Genomic DNA, 26,058 nt, shown 5'->3' with positions numbered 1-26,058 from the left:
CTCTTACCGCAAGCCCCTGCGCGCCGCATCCTTGCCGCTCACAAGGCGCCGGTATGCCGCAGGTGCCGGATTTCCTCCTCATCCAGCCGCAGCCAATCCTGCAGCACGGCGTCGGTGTGCTGGCCCAGGGTGGGTGGGGCTTGGCGGTAGTTGACTGGCGTGTCGCTGAATTTCATGGGGCTGCCGATCAGTTCCACCGTGCCCGGCAGGCCGGCACCCGGCGCCCCAGTCCCGCCGGCCTGAGGGTGGGGCAGGGTGACGCGCATTTCGCGGGCGGCCACCTGCGGGTCGGCGAAAACCTTGTCGATGCTGTTGATGGGGCCGCAGGGCACGCCCAGCGGTTCCAGCGCGTCGATCCAGAACTGGCTGCCCTGCCCTTGGATGACGGCGGCGATGGCGGGTACCAGGCTGTCGCGGTTGGCCACCCGTGCCTGATTGGTGGCATAGCGCGGGTCGCTGGCCCACGCGGCGTTGCCGGTCAGGTGGCAGAAGCGGGCGAACTGCTCGTCATTCCCCACGGCCAGGATGATCCAGCCGTCACTGGTGGCGAAGGTCTGATAGGGCACGATGGTGGGATGGGCGTTGCCCACGCGTGGCGCCAGATGGCCGCTGGTCAGGTAATATTGGCCCGGATGGGACAGCCAGGCGACCTGGGTGTCGAACAGCGACAGGTCGATGGCCTGGCCCCGGCCGGTGTGGTCGCGGTGGCGCAGGGCGGCCAGGATGGCGATGACGGCGTAGGTGCCGGTCATCAAATCGGCGATGGCGACGCCGGCCTTCAGCGGCTGGCCCTCCGGTTCCCCCGTCAGGGACATGAAGCCGCCCATGCCCTGCACCAGGTAGTCGTAACCGGCGCGGGCGGCATAAGGCCCGGTATGGCCGAAGCCGGTGACGGAACAGTAGATCAGCCGGGGGAAGGCGTCGCGCAGGTCCTCATAGCCCAGGCCATAGCGGCCCAGGGTGCCGGTCTTGTAGTTCTCCACCACCACGTCGGCGTGGCCGATCAACTGCAGGGCCAGCGCCTTGCCCGCCGGATTGGTGAAGTCCAGGGTCAGTGAGCGCTTGTTGCGGTTGGCCGACAGGTAGTAGGCGCTTTCCTTGGTGTCCTGGCCGGCGTCGTCTTTCAGAAAAGGCGGGCCCCAGGCGCGGGTGTCGTCTCCCTGGCCCGGCCGTTCAACCTTCACCACATCGGCACCCAGGTCGCCCAGGATCTGCGTGGCGCTGGGGCCGGCCAGCACCCGGCTCATGTCCAGGACCTTCAGGCCGGTCAGCGGGCCGGTGGCGGGGGTGGGCGGCTGGGTCATGGGCGCAGGTCTACCTTCTGTCGGGGATGCCTGACTGTCGGGGATGCCTGGTCTGCACGGCGGCGATCTTACACGGCGGACGCGACCAGCGCCTAGATGGCATTGGGGTTGTTAAGCCCAGGCTTCCCCTGCGGGCCGTTTCACGCTCTGATATCCCAATCGTTTACCTGCCGAACCCGAGGCCCCCATGCTCGATAAGAACGCCAAGATGCCCGACGAGGTCCCCGTCATCCGCACCATCGCCATGCCGGCCGATACCAACCCCGCCGGCGACATCTTCGGCGGCTGGCTGATGTCACAGATGGACTTGGCGGCGGGCAACGTGGCGGCCCGCATGGCGCGGGGGCGCGCCGCCACGGTGGCGGTGGACGCCATCGCCTTCCTGGGCCCGGTGTTCGTGGGGGATGAGGTCAGCCTGTTCGGCCGGCTGGTGTCGCGTGGCCGCACCTCCATGCGCATCGAGGTGGAGGCCTGGCGCCGCAGCCGCGACGCCGACGACACCAACAAGGTGACCGAGGCGGTCTTCACCTTCGTCGCCATCGACGAGAATCGCCGCCCCCGCCCCCTGCCGGTCGTGGAGGAATAAGCGGGTGGGAGCCGAGAGGCCGGACCAAAGTTCCCTCGACATCAGGGGCATGGCGCGCGCACTCTATCGTCGCCCCCTTTTGCTGAAGTCAGAGCTGGTTTCATGGCCGATCCCCGTGACGAACTGCTGCGCCAGATCCGCGCCATCCGGCGGCGGATCGACCCGGACGTCCTGGAAAAGGCGGCCGCGGCGGCGGAGCGCATGCAGACGGCGCGGTCGGCTCCTCCGGCCGAGGAGCCCGCCGACATCCCCTTCGACCGACAGGCCGCGCGCGACGTGGTGATGACCTTCCTGCAGTCCCGCCATGATGGCGGCCGCTTCGCCATGAAATTGATGGAAGAAATGAAGAAGCCAGAGGCGGCGGTCAAGGCTTACGGGCAGGCGACAGCCAAGCCGACCAAGCCTGTGCGTAAGGTTTAAAGCAAGAAATAGTGTTTCCCTAAGGAGATATTAAATTACCTTAGGAGTGGGGCCAAAGGCGGTGCCCGTTAAAATTCGGTCCAGAGGGTCAGGATGGGGTTGTCCATCCTGCCTGGACTAGCCTTATCCTGCGGCATCATGGCAGCGTGACCATCAAAATACTGGCGTAGTCTGGATTGGCCGGCGCGGTATAAGCTGCCCAGGATAAGTCCATCCCGACATGTGTCGCACCGGGGTGGGGAGACAGGGAACGGACCCGGTGGGCCACCATATCAAGGACGTCGTCTGGCCGGACCGGGCCTATATCGACTACAAGTTCGATCACCACCGGCTGTTCAGCACCATCATGACGGTGGCGACCTCCATTACCGTCAGTGGCCTGTGGGGATGGGACTACGTCATCGACGCCGAAGGGGCGCGGCGCACCATTGGCCTGCGGCTGGTGATGTCCGTCATCATCGTACTGCACGCCCTGCTGCTGCATTTCCGGGTACCGCGCCGCCTGACCACGGCCTACGCCTTCATCGGCGCCTTCACCTGCCAGATTCTGTTCATCGAGGTGCTGAACCGCCTGGATCACGGCATGCAGGCCCAATTCTCCGGCTTCCTGTTCTTCACCTTCCTGCCGCTGCTGGTGATGCAGTACGTGCCCTTCACCACCGGCGCCGCCTTCATGGTGCTGATCATCTCCCTGCCGCCGGCGGCAGGGGCCGCGGGCTTCGCCCAAGACTTCGAATATGTGAAGTATCCGCTGCTGCTGGGCCCGGTGGGCGCCATGTTCATCTGCGTGCTCTTCGCGTTCGAGCAGATCAATTACACCAGTTACGAGAGCCAGCGGCTGCTGCGGCTGGTCGCCATCACCGACAGCCTGACGGGGGCCGGCACACGGCGATTCATCACCGACACGGCGGCGCGCGAGATGGCGCGGGCCCGGCGCTATGGCGGGCCGCTGTCGGTGCTGATGCTGGATATCGACCATTTCAAGCGCATCAACGACACCTGGGGCCATCAGGCCGGCGACCAGGCCATCCGTGCCGTGGTCGATCTCTGCCAGGGTGCCATCCGCGACACCGACGTCATCGGCCGCTTCGGCGGGGAGGAATTCGTGATCCTGCTGCCGCAGACCGACCGGCCGGAGGCGGAGCGGGTGGCCGAGCGCCTGCGCTGCGCCGTGGCGGCCGCGCCCATCACCCTGGCGCCGGACGTGTCCGTGACCCTGACCTGCAGCCTGGGCGTCACCACCCTGTCCCCCAACGACCACAGCGTGGACAGCCTGCTGGGCCGTGCCGACAAGGCCCTCTACGCCGCCAAGAACGCCGGCCGCAACCGCGTGTCGGTGGCGGCGTAGGTTTTTGAGTTTTTGTTCAATCGTGCGATCCCCTCGGAGGAGGCGATCTGAAGCGATCGCACTCTAAGCCGGGTACAGCGCGTCGCTATGGATGCGCGGGGGTTTGGTCACCGGCTGAGGGGCGGCGTTCGCCGGGCCCAGCACGGCGGCCACCAGGCGCTGGGTCCAGCCGGGTTCGTCCAGCGGTTGGTGGCGGATCAGCAGGCGGCTATAAAGGGTGTTGTACAGCAGCTCCACCACCACCGCCTCGTCCAGGTCGGTTGGTAACTCACCGGAGCGCACGCCCATGCGCACAATCTCGCGGATGCGTTCCCGGCGGGGCTGCAGCACCTGGGTGCAGTAGGTCTCCAGCACTTCCGGATTGCTTTGCCCTTCCACGATGATGCTGGCGATGACCCGGCCCATGGGGCCCGCCATGGTTCCGGCCATGACCTCCAGCAGGCTTTCCAGATCGCGGCGGGCGGAGCCGGTGGCGCGAATGGGGGCCGCCACCTCCACCATCTCCAGCAGCGAGGCGACAGCCAGCGCGCCTTTGGTGGGCCACCAGCGATAAATGGTGGTTTTGGCGCAGCCGGACCGGGCGGCCACCGCCTCGATGGTGAAACCGGCCAGGCCCGCCTGCACCAGCAGGTCGTAGGCGCTGCTGAGGATGGCCTGGCGCGACTTGTCACAGCGCGGACGGCCGCGGACGGAACGCTGCCGGGGGGCTTGGCCGGGGCCGGGAGCGGTGGCGAGGGCGGTGGCGGTCATTGGGCGTCTGCGCTCTCACGGCATGGGAATTCGGAAGACAGTCCAACCCAGGCGACGGTTTCCAAACGCGGCGGAAAGGGTGCGCAAGCGCTTGGAATGGCCGCGTTTCGGGTGACGGCAACCACTCCCTGGCTTGGCTGCGCGGCGTCTTGTCCAACCCCTCTTATCGCATCGGATTGCAACAAACAAGATGCCGGCGGGCAACAATGGGTCATATTATTTTCGACCGAACAGGGAACCGGTGTCATCGCCCGCTTCGGCCCTCGCCATAGGCCAGCTCGGGCGCAGGCGTGGGCGATGGTTCAGTCGTCCGTACCGTTGGCGCTGGATTCCAGGGCGGGGCGGTCGTCGCCGATGAAACGGTGGCGCAGGGCGGCCCAGGCCGGGGGACCCTCGCGCATGATGCATTCCAGAACCGTCCTGACGCCGGCCGGGTCGCCATCCATGCAGGCCTGGTGCAGGTCGCGGCCCAGGCGCTGCAGCCGGCGCAGGCCGACATTGCCGGCGGTGGACACCAGGTCGTGCGCCTCGCCCTGAATGACACCAAGGTCGGTGCGGGGATCCAGGACCCGCAGGCGGTCGATGCGGGCCATTCCATTATCGGCGAAGCCGCGCACCAGGCTCTGAAAGGCGGCGGCCGGCACCGCGGCGCCCAGGCCGGACAGCACGCCGGGATCGAAGGCGGGCTCCAGCCGCTCCGCCGGTTCCAGCGGACCGGCCGTTGCGGGGCCGGCGGCTTCAGGCGGAGGCGGGGCCGACTGACCCGCCCAATGGTCCACCTTGTGCAGGAACTGCTCTTGATCGAAGGGCTTGGACACATAATCGTTCATGCCCGCCGCCAGGTATTCCTCACGCATGCCCACCATGGCATTGGCCGTCATGGCGATGATGGGCACCCGGGTGCAGGGCCCGCCGGCGCGAATGGTGCGGGTGGCGGCCACACCATCCATCACCGGCATCTGCACATCCATCAGGATCAGGTCGTAGGCCCGGACGGCGCAGCGGCCCACGGCCTGCTCGCCGTCCGTGGCGTCGTCGATCGCATAGCCTTCCCGTTCCAGCATGATGCGCGCGATGGCGCGGTTCGTCTCATTGTCGTCGACCAGCAGGACGGTGCGCCCCTCACCGGGATGGGTGGCGACAGGCGGCACCTTGCGTCCCGCCGTGGCCGTCGCCCGCGTCCTGCCACGGGCGACGGCGCCCGAGCGACCGGCGCGGCCGCGGCTGGCGGGGGTGTCCTGCTGCACCAGGCGGGTCAGCAAGTCCTTCAGCGTGGCCAGGCGCACGGGTTTGGTCAGCACGCCGTCGAACAGGCCCTTCATCTCCCCCAGTTTACCACCAACGGAGGTGACCAGCACCATCTTCACCTCGGCGTAGGCCGTGTCCTGACGGATCTGGGCGGCGAAGGCCAGGCCGTCCATGATGGGCATGGCCTGATCGACGAAGATGACGTCGAAGGCGCGGCCCGCCTGGTTGGCCAGCTCCAGCTGGCGCAGGGCCGCGTTGCCGCCCGAGGTCGTGACGCAGTCGATGCCCAGCCGGTTCAGGTGGCTTTCCATCACCGCCAAGTTCAGGGGCAGGTCATCGACCACCAGGGCTGTCCGGCCCTTCAGCACAGGCGCGCGACCGCTGCGGCCCTTGGCCGACACGACCTCCAGCGGGATGGCGAAGCTGAAGGTGGCGCCCTGGCCCGGACTGCTGGTCACGATGATGTCGCCGCCCATCAGGCGCACCAGCTGATGGGAAATGGCCAGGCCCAGGCCGGTGCCGCCGAACTTGCGGTTGATGGAGGTGTCGGCCTGGGTGAACTTCTGGAATAGGCGGGCCCGCTGGTTTTCCGTCATGCCAGGGCCGGTGTCGGTGACGGAGAATTCCAGCAGGCGGGTTTTCTTGTCGGCGCCCTTGGCCGCCATGGGCGTAACCTTGATGCCCACCTGGCCTGTGGCTGTGAACTTCACGGCGTTCCCGGCCAGGTTCAGCAGGATCTGGCGCAGGCGGGTGGGATCGCCGCGATAGATGCCGGCGGCTTTGGTGTCGACCAGGCCGGTCAGGTCCAGCTTCTTCTCTTGGGCGCGGGTGGCCAGGATGGCGACCACGCCGTCCACCACGTCGCCCACGTCGAACTCCAACATCTCCAGCTCGACCTTGCCGGCTTCCAGCTTCGAGATGTCCAGGATGTTGTTGATGATGTTCAACAGCGCCTCGGCGCTGTCATAGATGGTCTCGGCGTAGGTGCGCTGGTCATAGGTCAGGTCGGTTTCCAGCAGGATCTGGGTCATGCCCATGACGCCGTTCATGGGCGTGCGGATTTCGTGACTCATGTTGGCCAGGAATTCCGACTTGGCCTGGTTGGCGGCCTCGGCCGCGTGGCGGGACCGTTCCAGGTCGTCGGCCAGGGCCACCAGTTCGCTGGCCTGGGCCTCCAGCCGGCTGTTGACCTCGGTCATCGTCTCCAGATGGCGCCGCCGTTCCGTCACGTCGCGGGAAGAGGCGACGAAGCGCGGACCCTCCACCGGGTCGGTGATCAGGCGGGCCACCGTCTCCAGCCACACGGTGGAGCCATCGGCCCTGATGACCCGGAACTGGTAGGTGACGGGCTCGCCATTCGGGGCGGCGAGCAGGCGGCGCTGCGCGTTGGCCAGGATGGGGATGTCCGCCGGCTCCGTGAACTCCACCGTGCGCCGACCCATCACCTGGTCCAGTCGCCAGCCCAGAACCCGTTCCACCGAAGGCGACATGTACAGGCAGCGGCCGTCGAGGGCGTGCATGGCCACGATGTCGGTGGCATTGTCGGCCAGGAGGCGGAAGCGCTGCTCGCTTTCAGCCAGCGCGGCGGCGCGCGTCTTCTCCGCCGTGATGTCGGACAGGGTGACGGCCAGGCCCCTTTCCCAGGGGACGGCGGAGATCCGCAGCCAAGTGCCTTCGCCATCCGGCCCGCCCTCCTGACGGTTCAGATGCTCGAACGTCTCGGTGGCGTTCTGGCTGACGATGCGGGCGTAGCGTTCGAACAGGCCACCCCCCAGGGGCCCCGGCAATTCCTCCCGCAGGCGCTTGCCCACCAGGTAGGCGGCCGGCTGGCCGATCAAGTGTTCCGCCGCCCGGTTCACCAGCGCGAAGCGGAAGTCGATGACGGCGCCGGTCCTGGAGTCGCGCACCACCGCCAGGGCGAGGATGCTGTCCAGCGAGCTGTTCATGACGCTGTCCAGGAGGGTGCGCTGCGCCTGCAGGTCGATGCGCGCGCTTTCCAGCTCCGCCACCTTGGCGGCCAGGGCATGGGTCGCCTTGACCTCGGCGGTGCGGTCGCGGCCGGAGCCCCGGAAGCCCAGGAACGTACCGTCTTCACCAAAGCGGGGGACGCCGCTGATGGCGATGAAGTGCGTGTCGCCCTGGTGGTCCAGTGCGGCGTAGGTCAGCTCTCGGAAAGGCTGGCGGGCGGCCAGGAAGGCCTCATACCGGGCGATGGAAGGATCGGTGGGGCTGGCCGACAGTTCCCGCCGTGTGCGCCCCAGCATGTCGGTGGGATCCAGGCCTATGGTGGTGATGCCCTGCGACATGGTGGAAATACGCCCGGTCCCATCCGTTTCCCAGAACCAGTCGCTGGAAATCTCGGTCAGGTCGCGGAAGCGGGCCTCCCGCGCCATCAGTTCCCGGTCCTGCCAGGTGATGGCCTCGGCCATGACGTTGAAGGCGTTCGCCAGTTGTCCCAGTTCCCCGGCACCGGCGGGCAAGTTGGCGCGGGTGGTCTTGTCGCCGGCGCCCAGGCGGTCCACGGCCTGCTGCAGGGACGCCAGCCAGCGCAGCACCGTGCCGCTCAACGTCGCCCAGGCCAGGCTCATGGTCGCCAGGGTCACGGCGAGGGCCAGCAGGGTGATGCGCTCTGAATCCCGGTCCACCTTGGACAACACGGCGGCCCGGTCGAAGGCAATGATCACCCGCATGCCGGTGGCGGGCAGGACGGCGCTGCCGAACAATTTCTCCCGGCCGTCCAGGCCGATGGCGCTGCCGCTGCCCTGATCCCGCTCCAGGGCGAACCGGATGGTGGGTGTGCCGGCCATCTTCTTGCCGATGACCTCCGGCATGGCGGGCAGGCGGGCCATGACGGTGCCTTCCCTGTCCACCATCAGGAAGGTCATGTCGTCCTCAAGGATGACCTTGCTGTTGTGTTCCACCCAATCCAGGTTGATGCCGGCCACGACCAGCCGGTCCACGTCGCCGCCGGGCTGCGGGATGGGATAGGCCATGCCGACAATGGGCTTGGCGGCGGCCCGCCCCATGAGGAAGCCGCTGACGGTGGGCCTGCCGCTGCGCACCGCTTCCTGCAGGAAGGCGCGGTCGGCGTAGCTGGGCCAGGGCTTAGGCAGGGAGGAGCAGACGAGTTGGCCGTCGCGGGTGGCGACGTGGATGTTGGCCAGCCAGGGCTGGGCATCCTTCATGATGGCGGCGTCGTCGTTGCAGGCGTCGGGCTGCAGCCGCGCGGAATGCGTGGCGAAGCTGGCCGTCAGGTCGCGGACCTGCTCCAGCAGGCGCTGCTGGCTGTTGGCCGCCAGGCGGGCGAAGGACAGGGCGGTGGCTTGCACGCCCGCCACCGCTTCATCCCGGCGCTGCTGAATGTCCCAAGCGAGCAGGAGGATGAAAGGCAGGACCGACAACAGCAGAAACAACAGCAGACGGTGCCGCAAGCCGAACCGCATGCCTCTCCCCCGCTCGGAAGCGCCGCCGTCGTCCCCCTTTGGAAAGGGGCGGGGCCATGGGACGGCCGCGCCATGGTTGGCGTCGCCGTTCCCATCAATCAAGCAACCAAATCCCGCGAAATCGACGGGAAATAGGGAGTAGTTCCGACCCCGGCCCAATTCTATCCCCAATCGGCGCCGCAGGGCGAAATCCATAGGGGTACTTGTCCGCCAGCTGCAGGCCCCGGATCAGGGCTGGGATACGCGAACGGCCCCGGCGCCGGAAAGCGCCGGGGCCGTTAAGGCCCGTTTGGACAGGCGGTCCTACAACCGGCCGATCAGGATGAGGACCAGCACGATGACGATCAGCGTACCCAGGCCTCCGGCCGGGTAGTAGCCCCAGTTGACGCTATGCGGCCAGGTGGGCAAGGCGCCGATCAGGAACAGTATTAGAATGATCAGGATGATGGTTCCAATGTTCATAGCGGCCTCTCTCCAGAATTCGAAGGCGTACGGATGATGGAAATTCATTGTGACCAAAACATGTTTTTAAAGTCCCGGCGGCATGAAAAACCGTCTATTCGCCAAAGAAAAGGGGCCTACATAATCCGAACCATAATGCCTACGCGCCCGGATGTATCCCGTATTGCCGGGTTGGCGCGTAAGTAAAAGAGATGGCATAGGCGGTTGGTCGTACAGGGCCGGGGTGTGGCCATCGTGGCGATGACGAAATAAATAATGTCCTTCTTTTCCAATCTCCTACTTCATTTCCCAGTGATAATTGCCGCATGATCCACCTAAACACGCCACATTCCCGCCATAAGGCGTGTCGAACATTGACTGGCTATTGACGGATCAACTCTTGGGAACGCCTACCCGTACTGGAACGGGCATTCACAGGATGGATCCACGGGCCCCCGTCATGACCGCCCTGGGGCAAGGTATTCCGGGTGTTGGTGGGCGGCGGTCCTGCTCTTCAGTCCGACTGGTACTTCAACCCCAAGTGAGGAAGACGACCATGAACAAGAACCGTATCGAGGGTAATGCCAAGATCGCCGGTGGCGCCGTGAAGGAAGCGGCCGGCAAGGTCATCGGTGACGACCAGATGGCGGCGGAAGGCAAGGCCAAGAAGGTCGAAGGCCACGCCCAGAACGCCGCCGGCAAGATCCAGGAAGCCGGCAAGGCCTTGAAGGACACCGCCAAGAAGGCCCTGGACTGATAGGGCGGCGGTGGTCTGCCGTTGTGCCCGCCGCTGGACCGGTGACGGCGTGAACGCCGTCACCCCCCGCATCGCGGCGGGGTCCCTGACCTTATTGGCGAGTGCCTTGAAACAGCAAAGGGAACGGCCCGCGCGGCCGTTCCCGTCCACCATCCCCGCCGGCTGGACCCTCAGCGGCGATGGCTTGGCCGGTACGCCCGGCCGGCCCAATAACGGAGTGACCATGATGCCTGTGTCACATATCTCGGCGGCGGCCAAGCCGTCCCTGCAATCCCGAGTCATTCCCGCCGCCCTGTCGGCCCTGATGGTTTTCGGCGCCATGACCGCGACCGCGCCGCACGCGCTGGCCGCCGTCGCCACGCATGGTACCGACCAGAGCAACCTGGTGGAACGTGCCCGCGTCACCGTTGACGATTTGCGCAAGGACAAGGAATTTGGCAACGCCCGTGAGCTGATGAAGCGCGCCAAGGGCGTGCTGATCGTGCCGCAGCTCATCAAGGGTGGTTTCTTCGTGGGCGGCGAGGGCGGCGATGCCGTGCTGCTGACGCGCGGCCCCAACGGCGAGTTCAGCTATCCCGCCTTCTACACCCTGGGCTCGGCCTCCTTCGGTCTGCAGATCGGCGTGGAGCAGGCGGAGCTGGTCCTGTTCATCATGAGCGACAAGGCCTTGTCGTCCGTCCTGCAGGATGAATTCAAGATCGGTGCCCAGGCGGGCTTGGCCGTGGTGACCTTGGGCTCCACCGCCGAGGCCGCCACCGGCACCTCGATGAGCGGCGACATCATCGTCTGGTCCTCGGCCAGCGGCGCCTATGCCGGCCTGACGCTCAACGGCTCGGTCCTGAAGCCGCGCGACAGCTGGAACGAGGCCTATTACGGCAAGCCGGAATCGGTGTCGGCCATCGTCTCGGCCCGCAGCGTCAAGAATGCCGACGCCGATGGCCTGCGCAAGAACTTGGCGACCATACGCTGACGTTGTTCACCGAAAGGGGAGGGGTGGCGTGCCGCCCCTCTTCACTCGGACGCATCCGGATCACGTTGACATATGTCCACCGACGAAGGCGGGCGCGTTTGGTCTAGGCGGAAGGTTTGCCAGTACTGGGTTCGCCTCAAAGCTTAGATAGAACATTATATACTATGAATAACTGGCTAAATTTATTGATAAAGATATAGCAAACAATTTCTGCGAAACGCTTCTTATGCAGAGTTTGTTTATTTGAAGTTGGGACAAATAATACGATCCCGACATGGCAACCATTCAAGGAGAGGAGCAGACCATGATCCCGCCCACGGTTCCCCCCAGCGTCCCCCCCGCCGCCACGGAGCACTCCGTCAAGGTGTTGAATGACCTGATCGAGAAGACTCTGGACAGTGCCCTTGGCTATAAGGACGCTGCGGAAGAGTCGACCAACGACAGCTTCAAGACGCTGTTCGCCACCCGTGCCCGCCAGCGCCGGCAACTGACCACCGCCCTCCAAGCCGAGGTCATCAGCCTGGGCGGCCAGCCGGAAACGGACGGCACGGTGCTGGGCGCCGCCCGTCGCATGTTCGTCAACCTGAAGAATGCCGTCACCGGCAGCGACCAGAGCGTCGTCGCCGCCGTCGAGGCAGGCGAGGATGACATCAAGGCCAGCTTCGAGAGGGCGCTGCAGGGCGATCTGCCCATGCCGGCGCGCGAAGTGGTCGCCACCTGCTATGACAGCATCAAGGCCGACCACGACCAGATGAGCACCCTGAAGCACGCGCTGGAACGCCGCTGACCGGCGGCGCGTGACGCCAGATCCGGCGGGCCCCTCCTTTGCTTGAGCGGGCCCGCCAATCTGCGGGGGCCATGCCGATACCCAACCGGTTGACGCCCCCAACCGACGAAGGAGAAGGACGATGAAGAGCGAAACCATCGACGCCGCCGCCACCGCCGCCCGTTCCGTGCGCGATGCCGCACGGGAGGACGCCGACCACCTGTCCAACGCCATCAAGGCGGAGGCCAGCGACCTTTACAAGACGCTGGCGGCCAAGGGCGAGGCGGCCGCCAAGGCCGTGGGCACGCAGGTGGAGGCGCAGCCCATCACCAGCCTGCTGCTGGCCTTCTCCGCCGGCTTCATCGCCAGCCGCCTGCTGTCCCGCTGAGACGGGGCGGGCGAGGCTGGATCATAAGCGCCGCATAAGGGGGACCGGTGATGGAAGGCTGGACCAAGCTGGCCGTTATGGCCTTGTCGCAACTGGGGGTCATCCCCTTTGGTCCGGTGCACCGGTCCTCTCCGGCGCCGCTGGTCGACGGTGTGGTCACCGTCGTCATCACCGGGGTGATGGCCATGTTGGCGGTCATCGCCGCGGTGGGCCTGCTCTGCGCCGCGCTGTGGGCCGGGCTGGAACCGCAGATGGGCCCGGTCTGGACCCCAGCGCTGGTGGCGCTGGCCCTGATCGTGCTGTGCCTGGTGCTGCTGCTGGTGATGCGGCTGCTGGTCAGCCGGCGTGAGCCGCCGGCCCCGCCGGTGGTGCATCCCGCCCTGGATTTGGACCCCGAGGTGCTGCTGACCGAAGCCCAGCGCCTGGTGGTCCAACACAAGGTGCCAGCCCTGCTGGCGGCCGTGGTGGCCGGATTGATTGTCGGAAGCCCCGGCAGTCGGCCGCCCCGCAAATGAGTGCAACCCCTAGCCCATCAAGGAGGGCCACGATGACTACCAAACTCCGCGCGCTTGTTCTTTTGTCCATGCTGGGCATGGGGGCGCTGGTCAGCGCCTGCCATACCACCGAGGGCGCCGGCGAGGATATCTCCGCCACCGGCCACGCCATCAGCAAGGAGGCCCACAAGGATACCCCGTGATAGGGCGCTCCCATGTAGCCAAAGGAAAAACACCCGCCCGCGATACCGCCGGCGGGTGTTTTTCTGCGTGCCTCAACGATAGCGCCGGTGGGCCTCCAGCGTCAGGCCCAGGCCGACGGAGCCGAACTTGTCGCCCTCGACCACCCGGGCCTCCGGCAATTCCGCCAGGATGCTGGCGCGCACGTTGGGCAGCAGGGTGGAGCCGCCGGTCAGGAACACGGCGTCGATTTTGTCGCGCGTGAGGCCGCTGTCGCCCAGCGCCTTGCGGATCATGCCGGCGATGCCGTCGGTCAGCGGCGTGGTGGCGGTGGCGAAGCCGGGCACGGTGAAGGGAATCGTCAGTCCGCGCTCGATGAAGTCGAACGGGATTTCCACCACTATGTCTGAACCGCTCGGGTCGGAACCACCCGGCCCATTGGCGTTCATTTGGGTCGCCGTGGCGCTGAGGCGGATCTTGGTGCGCTCCACCGTCATGGCCACGCGATGGCCCAGGTGCTCTTCCACCACATGGATCAGCCGGCCGATCAGGTCGGGCTTAGCGGACTCGCGCAGCACCTGGCGCAGCTCCGCCATCACCTTGGGGGCGTAGAGGAAGTTGATCTTGGACCAGGTGGCCAGGTCGTTGAAATAGCTGTTGGGCGCCAGCAGGCCGGCGCGCTTCATGGGCGACTGATAGCCCAGGTGCGGCATGACGCCGTGCAGGGACAGCAGGCGGTCGAAGTCGGTGCCGCCGATACGCACGCCGGTGCTCGCCAGGATGTCCTGGCCCCGGTCGGCGGCCTCCCGCCGGTCCGGTCCGATGCGCACGATGGAAAAGTCGGAGGTGCCGCCGCCGATGTCGGCGATCAGCGCGATCTCCTCCGCGTTCACCTGGCGCTCGTAATCCAGGGCGGCGGCGATGGGCTCGAACTGGAAGGAGATGTCGGTGTAGCCGATATCGCGCGCGATTTCCGCCAGGGCCGTTTCCGCCCGGCGGTCGGCCGCGTCGTCACCGTCCACGAAATGCACGGGGCGGCCGTGGACCACCTGGGTCAGGGGGCGGCCGGCCTGCTCCTCCGCCCGGCGCTTGATCTCCGTCAGCAGGGTCTTCAGCACGTCGCGGAAGCGGATGCGCCGCCGATCCAGCTGGGTTTCCATGTCGATCAGGTCGGTGCCCAGCACCGACTTCAGCGAGCGCATCAGGCGGCCGTCGGCCCCCTCGGCATAGATCTGGATGGCGGCGCGGCCGAACTCCTCGCGCTTGGCGGCGAAGTCGAAGAACAGCGCGCTGGGCAGGGTGGTCTCTTCCCCTTCCAGGGGCAGCAGGCGGGCTTGGCCATCATCGACGACGCCCAGCGTGCTGTTCGACGTTCCAAAGTCCAGGCCGCAATAGCCCATGGTGCGCGCTCCAACGACGGCCGAGAGGATCGGGTTTTTGAATGGGGGCGCGGTTTTTAACGGAAATAGCCGGGCGCGGCTAGGAAAAATGGAGTTGCCCATTTTCCCTCAAGCGCCGGGCGTCCGCATCCGCTGGCCTCACGCTGGCGGGGCGGTGGACTCGCGGACCACCAGGCTGTGGTCGAACACCTTCTTCAAATAGCTGCCCACCTGGCCGGCGGTGCGGTCGATGATGAAGCGGGCGGCGGCGGCGCCCATTTCCTTCACCGGCTGGCGCACGGTGGTCAGCGGCGGGCAGACGACGCTGGCGGCGGGCAGGTCGTCGATGCCGGCCACCGACAGGGCGCCTGGCACGGGGATGCCCATTTTGTACGCCACGGACAGGGCGGCCATGGCCATGCTGTCGTTGGCGGCGAAGATGGCGGTGGGGCGCCGCTTTTGCTCCAGCAGCGCGCGGGCGGCCGGCAGGCCGCTGTTGAAGGTGAACAGGCCCGGCTGGATCAGGCGTTCGGGGATAGGGCCGCCGTCAAACAGGGCGTCGCGATAGCCGGCCTCACGCTGGGCCGCCGCCGCGTGTTTGGGATGGCCCTGGATGAAGCCGATGTCGCGGTGCCCCTGGTCCATCAGGTGGCGCGTCATCTGGAACGCCGCCTGGTAATTGTCGATGTCGATACCCCAGCCCCATTTCTGCTCGGCGCTGTCGTCCAGGGTGGGGGAGATGCGCACGCAGGTGACACCGCGCCGCGCCAGCAGGGACAGCAGCTGGGGATCGTCGCACAGGGGCGGGATCAGGATGACGCCATCGACGCGCAAGGTGGACACCAGGGTTTCCGTCAGGGCGGTGAAGTCGGACGCACCCAGGTCGATGTATTCGGTCAGCAGGTGGTACCCGCCAGCCCGGCAGGCCTGGATGGCGCCTATCTGCAGTTCGGTGACGTACAGCATGCCGTTGTCCGACACCCCGCCGGAGGAGACCAGCGCGATCAGGAAGCTGCGCGACCCCGACAGGGCGCGGGCCGACAGGCTGGGCGTGTAGTTCAGGCTGCGCGCCGCCTCCATCACCCGGGCGCGCGTCTCCGCGCTGGCCTTGGGTTCCCCGTTCAGGACGCGGGACACCGTCTTGATGGAGACGTTGGCCACGCGGGCGACATCGTAAATGGTGGCCTTGCTCAACGCCCCGACACTCCAACCAGACCGCTGCCCCACGCCGTTCCGGAGGTTTTGCCCCGCCCCCTGAAAGCGGCGGGATCATAGCATCGGCGGGCGGCAAAGATAGTACGTGAAACCGGCGGCGGTGGCCGATCTGGGAACGGCGTGTCCTTGACGCCGGTTTTTGAGAAACCCTCTTGCGCGGGGTTGTTCTGGATGATAACAAAATGGGGCCAACGAGGCCTCCTTATTTTTTCGGCACCAGGGACAGCGCTGTCATTCAGCCCCAGGGTCGGAGGACAACAACAAGGCGGGGCCCAACAAACGGGAGAGACGATCATGCGTGACGCTTGCGCGTTCCAGGACCGGGCCATCCGGTAAGCCGGACGCCCCTTTAAAAATATCATCGGATATGAGCCATCGCGTCCCCACCGGGCGGCGGTGAACGGCGAGGCCTTGCCTTGAACCGCCACCCCGCGCCGCCGACAACGCGATGAAAGCCTGCCGGCTTAGGCACCCGCTTGGGTGCGACCTGGCCCTTGGATGACAGGGGCCGGCGCAGGCTCCGCTCATCCTCGAGGCAGGCCCCGAAAGAGGCTCGGCACAGAAGCCGGGGGGCTGTCTTCACGACGACAAGAATAAAGAAGCAAATGGGAGAAATGGGAGAGATGCGTACTCACACCCTGCTGGCCGCCACCGCGCTGGCCAGCCTGATCGTCAGCCCCGGCCTGGCCCAGACCGCCGCCCCGCAAAACGCCCCTCAGGGCGCGCAGGCCGCGTCCCAGCAGCTGGAGGACATCGTCGTCACCGCCGAGCGCCGGCAGGAAACGACGCAGAAGACGCCCATCGCCATCACCGCCTTTTCCGGCGACACCCTGCAGCAGCGCGGCGTTTCCAGCTCCACCGACCTGAACAACATGGTTCCCGGCCTGGCTGTGGGCAACAACGGCAGCGGGTCCGTCCAGATCGCCATCCGCGGCATCGGCAGCACCAACGACACCGAGGTGGGCGACCCCGCCGTGGCCTTCAACGTCGATGGCGTCTACATGGCCCGGTCACGCGCCGCCATCGGCGCGCTCTACGACATCGACCGTATCGAGGTGCTGCGCGGTCCCCAAGGCACGCTATATGGCCGCAACGCCACGGCGGGCAGCATCAACGTCATCACCAAGCGGCCCACCGACAAGTTCGAGGGGAACGCGTCGCTGGATTACGGCAACTACAACAACCTGCAGACCTCCGGCATGCTGAACGTGCCGCTGACCGATACGCTGGCCGTGCGCGCCGCTTTCCAGACCAGCCGGCACGACGGCTATACCAACAACAGCCGCTCCAGCAATTTCAATGACGAGGATACGCAAGCCGGCCGCCTGCAGGTCCAGTTGACGCCGAGCGAGACTTTCAAGGCCCTGCTGTCGGTGGACATCTTCCATGAAGGCGGCGTGGGCTACGCCTCCGCCCCTATCGGCCAATACGCCAAGTTCGGCTCGCCTTACACCTATCCGGTGTCGGCGGACGGCAGCCTGAACCACACCAACAAGGGTGTATCGCTGACCACCGATTGGGATTTGGGCTTCGCCACCCTGACCTATGTCGGCGCCTACCGCACGGACACCGACCGCACCCATGGCGGTTCCACGCAGAGCTCCACCTGCGCCGCCCCCTCCGGCGCCCTCTGCGCCTCCAGCATTTTCCGGTCCGATGAGGACCAGATGTCGCACGAACTGCGCCTGGCCAACAGCGACGGGCCGCTGAAATGGGTGACCGGCCTTTATTACTTCAAGGAAAACAACGATGTCCTGTTCGCGCTGGACCCCATCGCCGGCATCACTTCGCTGGCTTTCGTCCAGCCGATGGTGAAGGAGGAGTCCAAGGCCGCCTTCGCCCAGGCGACCTACAGCCTCACCGACAGCCTGCGGGTGACGGGCGGCCTGCGCTATACCGAGGACAACAAGGCGCGCACCGGCGCCACCGAGGCCTTCGGCCACATCGTCGGCAACACCTATGTCGGCGGCTCCCCGCTCTATCTCAACGACGCGGATCTGACCTGGCATTCCACCAACTGGAAGGTGGGCGCGGAGTACGATTTGGCGCCGGACAGCCTGCTCTACGCCTCTATCGGCACCGGCTACAAGGCCGGTGGCTATGGCGACGGCCAGCCGCCCAACAACAACCCCTACCAGCCGGAAAAGCTGACCGCCTATGAGGTCGGCGTGAAGAACCAGTTCATGGACAAGAAGCTGCAGCTGAACCTGACCGGCTTCTACTACGACTATCAGGACTTTCAGGTCAGCGCGATCGGCCAGGTGGCGGGCCAGGCGTCCACCGTCACGGTCAACGCCGGCACGGCCGAGGTCTACGGTGTCGAGGTGGAGGGGGCGGCCCTGCTGACCCAGAGCGACCGGGTGGACGGCAGCGTCTCCTACATCCACGCCCGCTATACCGACTTCATCCTGGCCACCGGCGACGTCTTCCACCCCAACAGCGCCGCCGTCTACACCGGCAACACGCTGGCTAAGTCGCCCGAATGGACCATCAACCTGGGCTACCAGCACATGTGGGACCTGGCATCGGGCGCCATGATCACGGCGCGTGTCGACAGCGTCTATGTCGGTGACCAGAACCTGGACTACCGCAACTTCGCCGTCACCGAACAGAAGGCCTACACCAAGACCAACCTGTCGCTGGCCTATGACGACGCCGACCGGCGCTGGCGGGTCATGGCCTATGTCCGCAACCTGGAGAACAACGCCGTGCTGGTCGTGGCCAACCCCGACACCAACGGGTCGGGCAACCGCCTGGCCGGCAGCGGCTCCTACGCCCCGCCCCGCACCTACGGCGTGAGGGTGTCCGCCAACTTCTAACCCGCTTCCTCCGAGGCCTGTCGCCTCACTTCCCCTGGGCGTGCCGCAGGAACCTCCTTCCCCGGCGGCACGCCTCTTTTTCCATTTCGCCTCACGGGATGAAAAGCCCATGCCTTCGCCGCGCCGCCGTCTGACCGCCTTGGTGACCCTGAGTGTGCTGCTGGCCGCCCCCGCTCTTGGGGGTGGAACAGCTGGCGGACCGCCGCAGCCGGTGCTGGGCGGCCGGGTGAAGCCGCTGCTGTCGGTGGACGGGCTGTCTTTCCGCGACCTGAATGGCAACGGCACGCTGGACCCTTACGAGGACTGGCGTCTGCCGGTCGACGCCCGCGTGGCCGACCTGCTGGGCCGCATGACGGTCGCGGAGAAGGCGGGCACCCTGCTGCACGGCACCGTGCCGCCGGAAGGCGGCTTCACGTTCGCCACCATGCGTGGGCCCTACGATTTCCCGTTGGCCACCCACATGATCCGCGATCTGGGCATCACCACCCTGATCACCCGCCAGGCGACGCCGCCCCAGCAGTTGGCGGAACAGGACAACCGCCTGCAGGCGGTGGCGGAAGGCGCACGCCTGGGCATCCCCCTGACGCTCAGCACCGACCCGCGCAACCATTTCCAGGTGACGGCCGGCGCCAGCCAGCTGTCCGCCGGCTTCTCGCAATGGCCGGAGACGCTGGGCCTGGGGGCCATTGGCGACCCCGCCCTGGTGCGCCGTTTCGCCGACATTGCCCGCCAGGAATACCGGGCGGTGGGCATCCACCAGACCCTGTCACCCCAGGCGGACGTGGCGACGGAGCCGCGCTGGTCCCGCATCAACGGCACCTTTGGCGAGGATCCGGACCTGGATCGCCGCCTGGTGCAGGCCTATATCGAGGGCTTCCAGGGCGGGGACGATGGCCCCGGCGTCAGCGGCGTCTCGGCGGTGGTCAAGCACTGGGTGGGCTATGGCGCGGCGGCGGAGGGCTTCGACAGCCATAACAGCTATGGCCGCTATTCTCTGGTGCGGCCGGCTCACTTCGACCAGCACGTCCTGCCCTTCAAGGGCGCCTTCGCTGCCCACGTGGCCGGCGTCATGCCCACATATTCCATCCTGAAAGAGATGGTGGTGGACGGAAAGCCGGTGGAGCAGGTGGGGGCGGGCTTCAATCATTGGCTTCTGACCGACCTGCTGCGCGGCACCTATGGCTTCCAGGGCATCATCCTGTCCGACTGGGCCATCGCCAATGACTGCAACACGGTATGCCGCAACGGCTTCCCCGCGGGGGAACGGCCCACCTTCAAGGATTTCTCCACCGCCTGGGGCGTGGAGGACCTCTCCACCCCGGCGCGCTTCGCCAAGGGGCTGGAGGCGGGGCTGGACCAGTTCGGCGGGGTGGACGATCCCGCCCCCCTGCTGGCGGCGGTGACGCAGGGCCTGGTGACCGAGGCGCGGCTGGACCAATCGGTGCGCCGCATCCTGGCCCTGAAGTTCCAGCAGGGCCTGTTTGAGAACCCCTACGTGGATGCCGACGCGGCCGCCAAGGTGGTGGGCACGCCGCAGTTCCTGGCCGAGGGCCTGGCGGCGCAATCCCGCTCCATGGTGTTGCTGGAAGCCGGCAAGGGCCCGGTGGTCCTCAAGGGCCGCAAGGTCTACCTGCGCGGCGTGTCGGCCGATGCCGCCAAGGCCGCCGGCCTGGTGGTGGTGGATGATCCCAAACAGGCGGAGGTCGCCATTTTGCGCCTGTCCGCCCCCTTCCAGACCCTGCACCCCAACTACACCTTCGGCAGCCTGCAGCATGAGGGCGATTTGGGCTTTCATGACGGCAACGCGGACTATGAGGCTTTGAAGGCCGTGGCCGCCGCCAAGGTGCCGGCGGTGGTCAGCGTCTATCTCGACCGCCCGGCCATCCTGACCGACATCCGCGACAAGGCCGCCCGCCTGTACGTTGATTTCGGCGTCAGCGACCGCGCCTTCCTTGACGTGGTCGCCGGCAAGGCGGCGGCGCAGGGCCACCTGCCGTTCGAGCTGCCGCGCAGCATGGCGTCGGTGGTGGCCCAGGCGTCGGACGTGCCGCATGACAGCAAGGACCCGCTGTACCCCATCGGCAGCGGGGGCAGCGGGCGATGATGAACCGGTGGTGGGTGTTGGCGCCGCTTCTGCTGCTGGCCCTGTTGGCCTCGGCCCCCGCCGTCCAGGCGGCCCCCGCCAAGCCGCGGGTCTTCGTCCTGACCGACATCGCCAACGAGCCGGATGACGAGGAATCCTTCGTCCGCTTCCTGCTCTATACCGACCAGATGGACGTGGCCGGCATGGCGGCCACCACCTCCACCTGGCTCCGGGACCAGGTGCATCCCGAACGGCTGCGGGAACGCATCCAGGCCTACGGCCAGGTACTGCCCAATCTGCGGGCGCATGATCCGGCCTACCCCGACGCCCAGGCGCTGTTGGACCGGGTCACGGCGGGGCCGGCGCTCTACGGCCTGGCCGGCGTGGGGGAGGGGCGGGACAGCACCGCCTCCGCCGCCCTGGTCGCCGCCGTGGACGACCCCGATCCCCGGCCGCTGTGGGTCACCATCTGGGGTGGCGCCAACGTCCTGGCGCAGGCGCTGCACCAGGTGGCGGCCACCCGCACGCCGGACCAGGTGGCCGCCTTCGTCGCCCGCCTGCGGGTCTATGCCATTTCCGACCAGGACGACAGCGGCCCCTGGATCCGCGCCCGGTACCCCCAGCTGTTCTGGATCGGCAGCGTCCACGCCTTCAGCCACTATTCCACCGCCACCTGGACCGGCATGTCGGGGGAGGATTTCTATCAGTTCCCCGGGCCGGACAGCGCCTCCGTCTCTCATGGCTGGATCGATGCCCATATCCGCAAAGGGCCCCTGGGCGGCCTGTATCCCCAATGGAAATTCATCATGGAAGGGGACACGCCGTCCTTCCTCTACCTGGTCGATAACGGCCTGAACGCGCCCGACCATCCCGATTATGGCGGCTGGGGCGGGCGCTATGGCCTGGCGAATGAGGGCATGGGTCTGCATACCGATGTGGTGGACACGGCCGTGGGTGGTGACGGGCGCCCCCATCGCAACGCCCAGGCCACCATCTGGTGCTGGCGCGAGGCCTACCAGAACGACTTCGCCGCCCGTATCGGCTGGACCCTGACGGCGGACCGCACCCAGGCCAGCCATCCGCCCCAGGTGGTGGTTAATGGGCAGGGCGGCAGCGAACCGCTGCATCTGACCCTGCGCCCGGGGGAAAGCGTCACCTTGGACGCCGGCGCCTCCACCAACCCGGATGGCGGCCCGCTGACCTTCCGCTGGTGGCAGTACCGGGAACCCAGCATCTGGCAGGACGCCCTGGTGGTGGTGCCGGAACTGGGCATCGCCGGTGCCGATACCGCCAGGGCCACCATCACCGCCCCCACCACCCGGCCCCTGCTGCCGGGTCCGCAACAGTTGCACCTGATCCTTGAGGTGACGGGCGGCGGCCCGCTGCCGCTGACCCGCTATCGCCGCGTCATCATCGCGATGCCGCAGTCATGACCCTGAAGCCTGACCAAAACAACCGGATGGAAACGCACCCCATGACCGATTGCATGCGCCGCCTGCTGCTGGGCACGGCCCTGTCGCTCTCGCTCACCGCTCCGTTGGTGAGCACCGCCTTGGCCGCCGAGGCGGCGCGGCCGTGGATGGACACCAAGCTGTCGCCGGACCAGCGCGCCGACCTGTTGAATAAGGAATTGACGCTGGATGAGCGCATCGGCCTGGTCCACGGGCCCATGGCCATGCCCTTCCTGGGCGCCAAGCTGCCGGAAGGCGCCATCGGGTCCGCCGGTTATATCCCCGGCGTGCCGCGCCTGGGCATCCCGGCCCTGCAGGAGAGCGACGCCAGCCTGGGCGTGGCCAACCCCATGAACGTGCGGCCGGGCGACCCGTCCACGGGCCTGCCGTCCGGCCTGTCGCTCGCCTCCACCTGGAACCCCGAAACCGCTTACAAGGGCGGCGCCATGATCGGGAAGGAGGCGTACGCCAAGGGCCTGAACGTCCTGCTGGCCGGTGGCGTCAACCTGGCGCGCGATCCGCGCAACGGCCGCAACTTCGAATATCTGGGCGAGGATCCCTTGCTGGCCGGCACCCTGGGCGGGGAATCCATCCGGGGCATCCAGGACCAGAACGTCGTTTCCACCATCAAGCACTTCGCGGTGAACGACCAGGAAACCCAGCGCATGACCCTGGATGTCAAGATCGCGGAGGCGGCGGCGCGCGAAAGCGACCTGCTGGCCTTCCAGATTGCCATCGAGAAGGGCAAGCCCGGTTCCGTCATGTGCGCCTACAACAAGGTCAACGGCGCCTATGCCTGCGACAACCCCTTCCTGCTGAACAAGGTGCTGAAGACCGACTGGGCCTATCCCGGCTGGGTCATGTCCGACTGGGGTGCGGTCCATGGCGTCGAGGCGGCCGTGAACGGCCTGGACCAGGAGTCCGGGGAGCAGATCGACGTCATGTTGAGCCCCGGCGGCAAGGTCTGGTTCAATGAGCCGCTGAAGGCCGCCATCCAGGACAAGACGGTGCCGGCGGAACGCCTGTCCGACATGACCCGGCGCATCCTGCGCTCCATGTTCGCGGCCGGGCTGTTCGACAACCCGGCGGCCAAGGCACCCATCGACTTCGACGCCCACGCCCTGGTGACCAAGGCTGCGGGAACCGAGGGCATCGTCCTGCTGAAGAACAAGGGCGATGTGCTGCCCTTGGCCACAAAAGGCAAGACCGTCACCGTCATCGGCGGCTTCGCCAACGCCGGCGTGCTGTCGGGCGGCGGTTCCTCGCAGGTGGTGTCGGACGGGGGCCCGGGCGCCAGCATCCCCTTGGGCGGCGACGGCATGATGGGCCCCTTCCGCACCGTGGTCTATCACGCCTCCTCGCCCCTGAAGGCCATCCGCGCCAAGGCGGGGGAGAAGGCGGTGCGCTTCAACGACGGTTCCTACCCGGCGGAGGCGGCGGCCGTCGCCAAGACCACGGACGTGGCCATCGTCTTCGCCACCCAGTGGATGAGCGAGGGCGCCGACGCGCCGGACCTCAGCCTACCCAACGGCCAGGACGCCCTGATCGCCGCCGTGGCCGCCGCCAACCCCAACACCATCGTGGTGCTGGAGACGGGCGGGCCGGTGCACATGCCCTGGCTGGACAAGGTGGCCGGCGTGGTGGAGGCCTGGTACCCCGGTAGCCGGGGGGGCGAGGCCATCGCCGATATCTTGTTCGGCGATGCCAATCCCTCCGGCCGCCTGCCCATCACCTTCCCGGCGGACGACAGCCAGTTGCTGCACAAGGACATCCCCGGCGCCGACAAGCCGGAGTTCAGCCCGGCTGAGATCACCTATACCGAGGGCGCCGACATCGGCTATCGCCGTTACGCCAAGACGGGTGCAAAGCCCCTGTTCCCCTTCGGCTACGGCCTCGGCTACAGCCACTTCAGCTATGGCGACGTGAAGGTGACGGGCGGCGATACCCTGACCGTCAGCTTCGAGGTCACCAACACCGGCAAGCGCGCCGGCCAGGATGTGCCCCAGGTCTATCTGACCAATGCCGCCGGCACCAAGACCCAGCGCCTGATCGGCTGGTCCAAGGTGGCCCTGGCCCCGGGGGAGAAGAAGCGCGTGACCGTCACCGCTGACACCCGCCTGCTGGGCAACTTCGATGAGGCTGCGCACGCCTGGCAGGTCAAGTCCGGCGATTACCAGGTGGCGGTTGGCTCATCGGCCACCGATCTGGCGCTGAAGGGCGGGGCGGCCGTCAAGGCCTCCACCCGTCAACCGTAAGCCTTCCAAGGAAAGGGATCGCGATGTCCAAGATGATGAAGCGGGCGGCTCTGGCGCTGCTGCTGGCCGCCGCGGCGCCGGCCTTCGCGGCGGAGACCGCGGCGCCAACCCCGGGGCCAGCCCCGGGGCCGGTGGTGCAGGTGGAACAGGGCCGGGTCTCCGGCGTGGTCAGTGGCGATGTGGCGGCGTTCAAGGGCATCCCTTTCGCCGCCCCGCCGGTGGGGGCCTTGCGCTGGCGCCCGCCGCGGCCGGCCGCCGCCTGGGCCGGCGTGCGCTCCGGCGCCGAGTATGGCGCCGACTGCATGCAGAAGCCGCTGCCGGGCGATGCGGCGCCCCTGGGGGTGGCCCCGGCGGAGGATTGCCTGTACCTGAACGTCTGGGCACCCGCCGACACCGTCAAGCCGGGCGCCAAGCGGCCGGTGATGGTGTGGATCTACGGGGGCGGCTTCGTGAACGGCGGCAGTTCCCCCGCCGTCTATGATGGGTCGAACTTCGCCCGTGACGGCGTGGTGCTGGTCAGTTTCAACTACCGCGTCGGCCGCTTCGGCTTCTTCGCCCATCCCGCCCTGGTGGCGGAGGCGGGGCAGGGCCCCGTGGGCAACTACGGCTATCTCGACCAACTGGCGGCCTTGCAGTGGGTGAAGCGCAACATCACCGCCTTCGGCGGCGACCCCGACAATGTCACCATCTTCGGGGAATCCGCGGGCGGCATCTCCGTCCACACCCTGCTGACCTCCCCCATGGCCAAGGGCCTGTTCAACCGGGGCATCGTCCAGTCGGGCGCCGGCCGTGAGCGCATTCTGCCCACGCCGCCCCTGCATGCGGACGGTGACGCGCCGTCGGCGGAAAAATCGGGCCTGGCCTATGCCGCCCAGCACGGCATCACCGACACGGGCGCCACCGGCCTGGCGGCCCTGCGCGCCCTGCCGGCGGAGGCGGTGGTGGATGGTCTGAACATGGCCACCATGAACGTGCCGACATATTCCGGACCCATGGTGGATGGCGCCGTGGTGCGCTATTCGGCACCGGTCACGGCCTATGCGGCGGGCGCGGGCGCCGACGTGCCGGTGATGGTGGGCGCCACCGGGGCCGACGGCTTCTTCTTTGGCGGTTCGTTGGACGATGTGCTGGCGCCCTTCGGCGCCGACAAGGACAAGGCGCTGGCCCTGTTCGATCCGGACGGGTCACGCGATGTGAAGTTGATCGGCCACCGCGTGGCGGGTGCCTTCATGTTCATCGAGCCGGCGCGCGAAACCGCCCGCCTGCTGTCGGCCCACAAATCGCCCGTCTACCTGTTCCGCTATTCCTATGTGGCGGAAAGCATGCGCAAGGAATGGTGGGGCACGCCGCATGCCACCGAAATCCCCTTCGTCTTCGATACGGTGAAGGCCCGCTATGGCGACGCGCTGACGGCGGCGGACGCGGCGGCGGCCAAGGCGGCGCACGCCTACTGGGTGGCCTTCGCCAAGACGGGCAAGCCCGAGCCCCAGGGCCTGCCGGCCTGGACGCCCTTCAAGGCGGGCCGGGATGAACGCCTGATGGACTTCGGCACCAAGGGGCCGGTGCTGGAGGTCGACCCGATGAAGGACCGGCTGGACCTGGCCCAGAAGGTGGCGGAGCAGCGGTCCAAGGCGGCATCGAACTAATCATGTTGCGTTGCGGAAAATTTCATTTCGCGACGCAATAAAATACGAATGTGTCGTAATAGCCATTGAACCCGGGCCCGACGGATGTCAAACCCCTCGGGCCCGGACTTATCAT

The 26,058-nt window shown here is 67.1% G+C and carries 20 protein-coding genes; 14 read left to right on the top strand and 6 right to left on the bottom strand.

Features of this window, described 5'->3' with window-relative positions; genetic code table 11:
- Positions 1 to 38: 38 nt before the first annotated feature.
- A complete protein-coding gene (locus FBZ89_RS03065; protein ID WP_145748574.1) occupies positions 39 to 1,304 on the bottom strand; it encodes a CaiB/BaiF CoA transferase family protein in 1,266 nt (421 codons plus the stop codon).
- Positions 1,305 to 1,491: 187 nt separating this feature from the next.
- Here FBZ89_RS03065 and FBZ89_RS03060 point away from each other — a divergent pair, with 187 nt between their 5' ends.
- From FBZ89_RS03060 to FBZ89_RS03050, 3 genes are all read left to right on the top strand, one after another.
- The gene (locus FBZ89_RS03060; protein ID WP_040843418.1) at positions 1,492 to 1,890 is read left to right on the top strand and encodes an acyl-CoA thioesterase; all 399 of its coding nucleotides are present in this window, start codon (positions 1,492 to 1,494) and stop codon (positions 1,888 to 1,890) included.
- A gap of 102 nt (positions 1,891 to 1,992) precedes the next feature.
- A complete protein-coding gene (locus tag FBZ89_RS03055) occupies positions 1,993 to 2,310 on the top strand; it encodes a hypothetical protein (protein WP_145748573.1) in 318 nt (105 codons plus the stop codon).
- Between the two features lie 259 nt (positions 2,311 to 2,569).
- Positions 2,570 to 3,658 (top strand): GGDEF domain-containing protein, encoded by a 1,089-nt coding sequence (locus tag FBZ89_RS03050; RefSeq protein ID WP_186457167.1) that lies wholly within the window; start codon positions 2,570 to 2,572, stop codon positions 3,656 to 3,658.
- A gap of 63 nt (positions 3,659 to 3,721) precedes the next feature.
- On the opposite strand, the gene FBZ89_RS03045 is transcribed toward FBZ89_RS03050, so the two are convergent.
- From FBZ89_RS03045 to FBZ89_RS03035, 3 genes are all read right to left on the bottom strand, one after another.
- Positions 3,722 to 4,408 carry a TetR/AcrR family transcriptional regulator gene (locus tag FBZ89_RS03045; protein ID WP_145748571.1) on the bottom strand — a complete coding sequence of 229 codons (687 nt, stop codon included), beginning with the start codon at positions 4,406 to 4,408 and terminating at the stop codon, positions 3,722 to 3,724.
- Positions 4,409 to 4,710: 302 nt separating this feature from the next.
- Entirely contained in the window at positions 4,711 to 9,099 is a 4,389-nt protein-coding gene (locus tag FBZ89_RS03040; RefSeq protein WP_186457166.1) for a response regulator, read from the bottom strand.
- A gap of 303 nt (positions 9,100 to 9,402) precedes the next feature.
- A complete protein-coding gene (locus tag FBZ89_RS03035) occupies positions 9,403 to 9,561 on the bottom strand; it encodes a DUF3309 family protein (protein WP_145748569.1) in 159 nt (52 codons plus the stop codon).
- A gap of 535 nt (positions 9,562 to 10,096) precedes the next feature.
- Here FBZ89_RS03035 and FBZ89_RS03030 point away from each other — a divergent pair.
- The 6 genes from FBZ89_RS03030 (at position 10,097) to FBZ89_RS03005 (ending at position 13,118) form a co-directional block, all read left to right on the top strand.
- Positions 10,097 to 10,297, top strand: a complete 201-nt coding sequence (locus FBZ89_RS03030) for a CsbD family protein (RefSeq protein ID WP_088873218.1) — start codon at positions 10,097 to 10,099, stop codon at positions 10,295 to 10,297.
- A 223-nt stretch (positions 10,298 to 10,520) separates the two neighbouring features.
- On the top strand, positions 10,521 to 11,267 hold the full coding sequence (locus tag FBZ89_RS03025; protein ID WP_145748568.1) for a lipid-binding SYLF domain-containing protein: 747 nt from the start codon (positions 10,521 to 10,523) through the stop codon (positions 11,265 to 11,267).
- A 304-nt stretch (positions 11,268 to 11,571) separates the two neighbouring features.
- Positions 11,572 to 12,054 (top strand): ferritin-like domain-containing protein, encoded by a 483-nt coding sequence (locus FBZ89_RS03020; RefSeq protein WP_145748567.1) that lies wholly within the window; start codon positions 11,572 to 11,574, stop codon positions 12,052 to 12,054.
- 121 nt (positions 12,055 to 12,175) lie between these two features.
- The gene (locus FBZ89_RS03015; protein WP_145748566.1) at positions 12,176 to 12,421 is read left to right on the top strand and encodes a hypothetical protein; all 246 of its coding nucleotides are present in this window, start codon (positions 12,176 to 12,178) and stop codon (positions 12,419 to 12,421) included.
- Positions 12,422 to 12,471: 50 nt separating this feature from the next.
- The gene (locus FBZ89_RS03010; protein WP_145748565.1) at positions 12,472 to 12,936 is read left to right on the top strand and encodes a hypothetical protein; all 465 of its coding nucleotides are present in this window, start codon (positions 12,472 to 12,474) and stop codon (positions 12,934 to 12,936) included.
- 32 nt (positions 12,937 to 12,968) lie between these two features.
- Complete coding sequence (locus FBZ89_RS03005; protein ID WP_145610108.1) at positions 12,969 to 13,118, top strand: entericidin A/B family lipoprotein; 150 nt, start codon at positions 12,969 to 12,971, stop codon at positions 13,116 to 13,118.
- A gap of 72 nt (positions 13,119 to 13,190) precedes the next feature.
- On the opposite strand, the gene FBZ89_RS03000 is transcribed toward FBZ89_RS03005, so the two are convergent.
- Both FBZ89_RS03000 and FBZ89_RS02995 read right to left on the bottom strand, forming a co-directional pair.
- Positions 13,191 to 14,495, bottom strand: a complete 1,305-nt coding sequence (locus tag FBZ89_RS03000; RefSeq protein ID WP_145748564.1) for an Hsp70 family protein — start codon at positions 14,493 to 14,495, stop codon at positions 13,191 to 13,193.
- Positions 14,496 to 14,633: 138 nt separating this feature from the next.
- Positions 14,634 to 15,668, bottom strand: coding sequence for a LacI family DNA-binding transcriptional regulator (locus tag FBZ89_RS02995; RefSeq protein ID WP_145748563.1), 1,035 nt, complete (start codon positions 15,666 to 15,668; stop codon positions 14,634 to 14,636).
- A gap of 644 nt (positions 15,669 to 16,312) precedes the next feature.
- On the opposite strand from FBZ89_RS02995, the gene FBZ89_RS02990 reads away from it, so the two are divergent.
- From FBZ89_RS02990 to FBZ89_RS02970, 5 genes are all read left to right on the top strand, one after another.
- Positions 16,313 to 18,508, top strand: a complete 2,196-nt coding sequence (locus FBZ89_RS02990; protein WP_145748562.1) for a TonB-dependent receptor — start codon at positions 16,313 to 16,315, stop codon at positions 18,506 to 18,508.
- 109 nt (positions 18,509 to 18,617) lie between these two features.
- Positions 18,618 to 20,612, top strand: a complete 1,995-nt coding sequence (locus FBZ89_RS02985; protein ID WP_186457165.1) for a glycoside hydrolase family 3 protein — start codon at positions 18,618 to 18,620, stop codon at positions 20,610 to 20,612.
- Complete coding sequence (locus FBZ89_RS02980; protein ID WP_145748561.1) at positions 20,609 to 22,024, top strand: DUF1593 domain-containing protein; 1,416 nt, start codon at positions 20,609 to 20,611, stop codon at positions 22,022 to 22,024. Before FBZ89_RS02985 ends, FBZ89_RS02980 begins: the two co-directional genes overlap by 4 nt.
- A gap of 41 nt (positions 22,025 to 22,065) precedes the next feature.
- A complete protein-coding gene (locus FBZ89_RS02975) occupies positions 22,066 to 24,297 on the top strand; it encodes a beta-glucosidase (RefSeq protein WP_246172009.1) in 2,232 nt (743 codons plus the stop codon).
- 23 nt (positions 24,298 to 24,320) lie between these two features.
- On the top strand, positions 24,321 to 25,943 hold the full coding sequence (locus tag FBZ89_RS02970; RefSeq protein WP_145748560.1) for a carboxylesterase/lipase family protein: 1,623 nt from the start codon (positions 24,321 to 24,323) through the stop codon (positions 25,941 to 25,943).
- Positions 25,944 to 26,058 lie beyond the last annotated feature (115 nt).

Source organism: Nitrospirillum amazonense (genome assembly GCF_007828045.1).
In the GTDB taxonomy this organism is placed as follows: Bacteria; Pseudomonadota; Alphaproteobacteria; order Azospirillales; family Azospirillaceae; genus Nitrospirillum; species Nitrospirillum amazonense_C.
Note: the sequence above shows the minus strand (reverse complement) of the source record. Positions and strands in the feature narration are given on the sequence as shown.

Bases quoted from the DNA above. Each gene is read 5' to 3' on its own strand.
- FBZ89_RS03065 (WP_145748574.1), bottom strand. From the start codon at position 1,304: ATGACCCAGCCGCCCACCCCCGCCACCGGCCCGCTGACCGGCCTGAAG.
- FBZ89_RS03060 (WP_040843418.1), top strand. From the start codon at position 1,492: ATGCTCGATAAGAACGCCAAGATGCCCGACGAGGTCCCCGTCATCCGC.
- FBZ89_RS03055 (WP_145748573.1), top strand. From the start codon at position 1,993: ATGGCCGATCCCCGTGACGAACTGCTGCGCCAGATCCGCGCCATCCGG.
- FBZ89_RS03045 (WP_145748571.1), bottom strand. From the start codon at position 4,408: ATGACCGCCACCGCCCTCGCCACCGCTCCCGGCCCCGGCCAAGCCCCC.
- FBZ89_RS03040 (WP_186457166.1), bottom strand. From the start codon at position 9,099: ATGCGGTTCGGCTTGCGGCACCGTCTGCTGTTGTTTCTGCTGTTGTCG.
- FBZ89_RS03035 (WP_145748569.1), bottom strand. From the start codon at position 9,561: ATGAACATTGGAACCATCATCCTGATCATTCTAATACTGTTCCTGATC.
- FBZ89_RS03030 (WP_088873218.1), top strand. From the start codon at position 10,097: ATGAACAAGAACCGTATCGAGGGTAATGCCAAGATCGCCGGTGGCGCC.
- FBZ89_RS03025 (WP_145748568.1), top strand. From the start codon at position 10,521: ATGATGCCTGTGTCACATATCTCGGCGGCGGCCAAGCCGTCCCTGCAA.
- FBZ89_RS03020 (WP_145748567.1), top strand. From the start codon at position 11,572: ATGATCCCGCCCACGGTTCCCCCCAGCGTCCCCCCCGCCGCCACGGAG.
- FBZ89_RS03015 (WP_145748566.1), top strand. From the start codon at position 12,176: ATGAAGAGCGAAACCATCGACGCCGCCGCCACCGCCGCCCGTTCCGTG.
- FBZ89_RS03010 (WP_145748565.1), top strand. From the start codon at position 12,472: ATGGAAGGCTGGACCAAGCTGGCCGTTATGGCCTTGTCGCAACTGGGG.
- FBZ89_RS03005 (WP_145610108.1), top strand. From the start codon at position 12,969: ATGACTACCAAACTCCGCGCGCTTGTTCTTTTGTCCATGCTGGGCATG.
- FBZ89_RS03000 (WP_145748564.1), bottom strand. From the start codon at position 14,495: ATGGGCTATTGCGGCCTGGACTTTGGAACGTCGAACAGCACGCTGGGC.
- FBZ89_RS02990 (WP_145748562.1), top strand. From the start codon at position 16,313: ATGCGTACTCACACCCTGCTGGCCGCCACCGCGCTGGCCAGCCTGATC.
- FBZ89_RS02985 (WP_186457165.1), top strand. From the start codon at position 18,618: ATGCCTTCGCCGCGCCGCCGTCTGACCGCCTTGGTGACCCTGAGTGTG.
- FBZ89_RS02980 (WP_145748561.1), top strand. From the start codon at position 20,609: ATGATGAACCGGTGGTGGGTGTTGGCGCCGCTTCTGCTGCTGGCCCTG.
- FBZ89_RS02975 (WP_246172009.1), top strand. From the start codon at position 22,066: ATGACCGATTGCATGCGCCGCCTGCTGCTGGGCACGGCCCTGTCGCTC.
- FBZ89_RS02970 (WP_145748560.1), top strand. From the start codon at position 24,321: ATGTCCAAGATGATGAAGCGGGCGGCTCTGGCGCTGCTGCTGGCCGCC.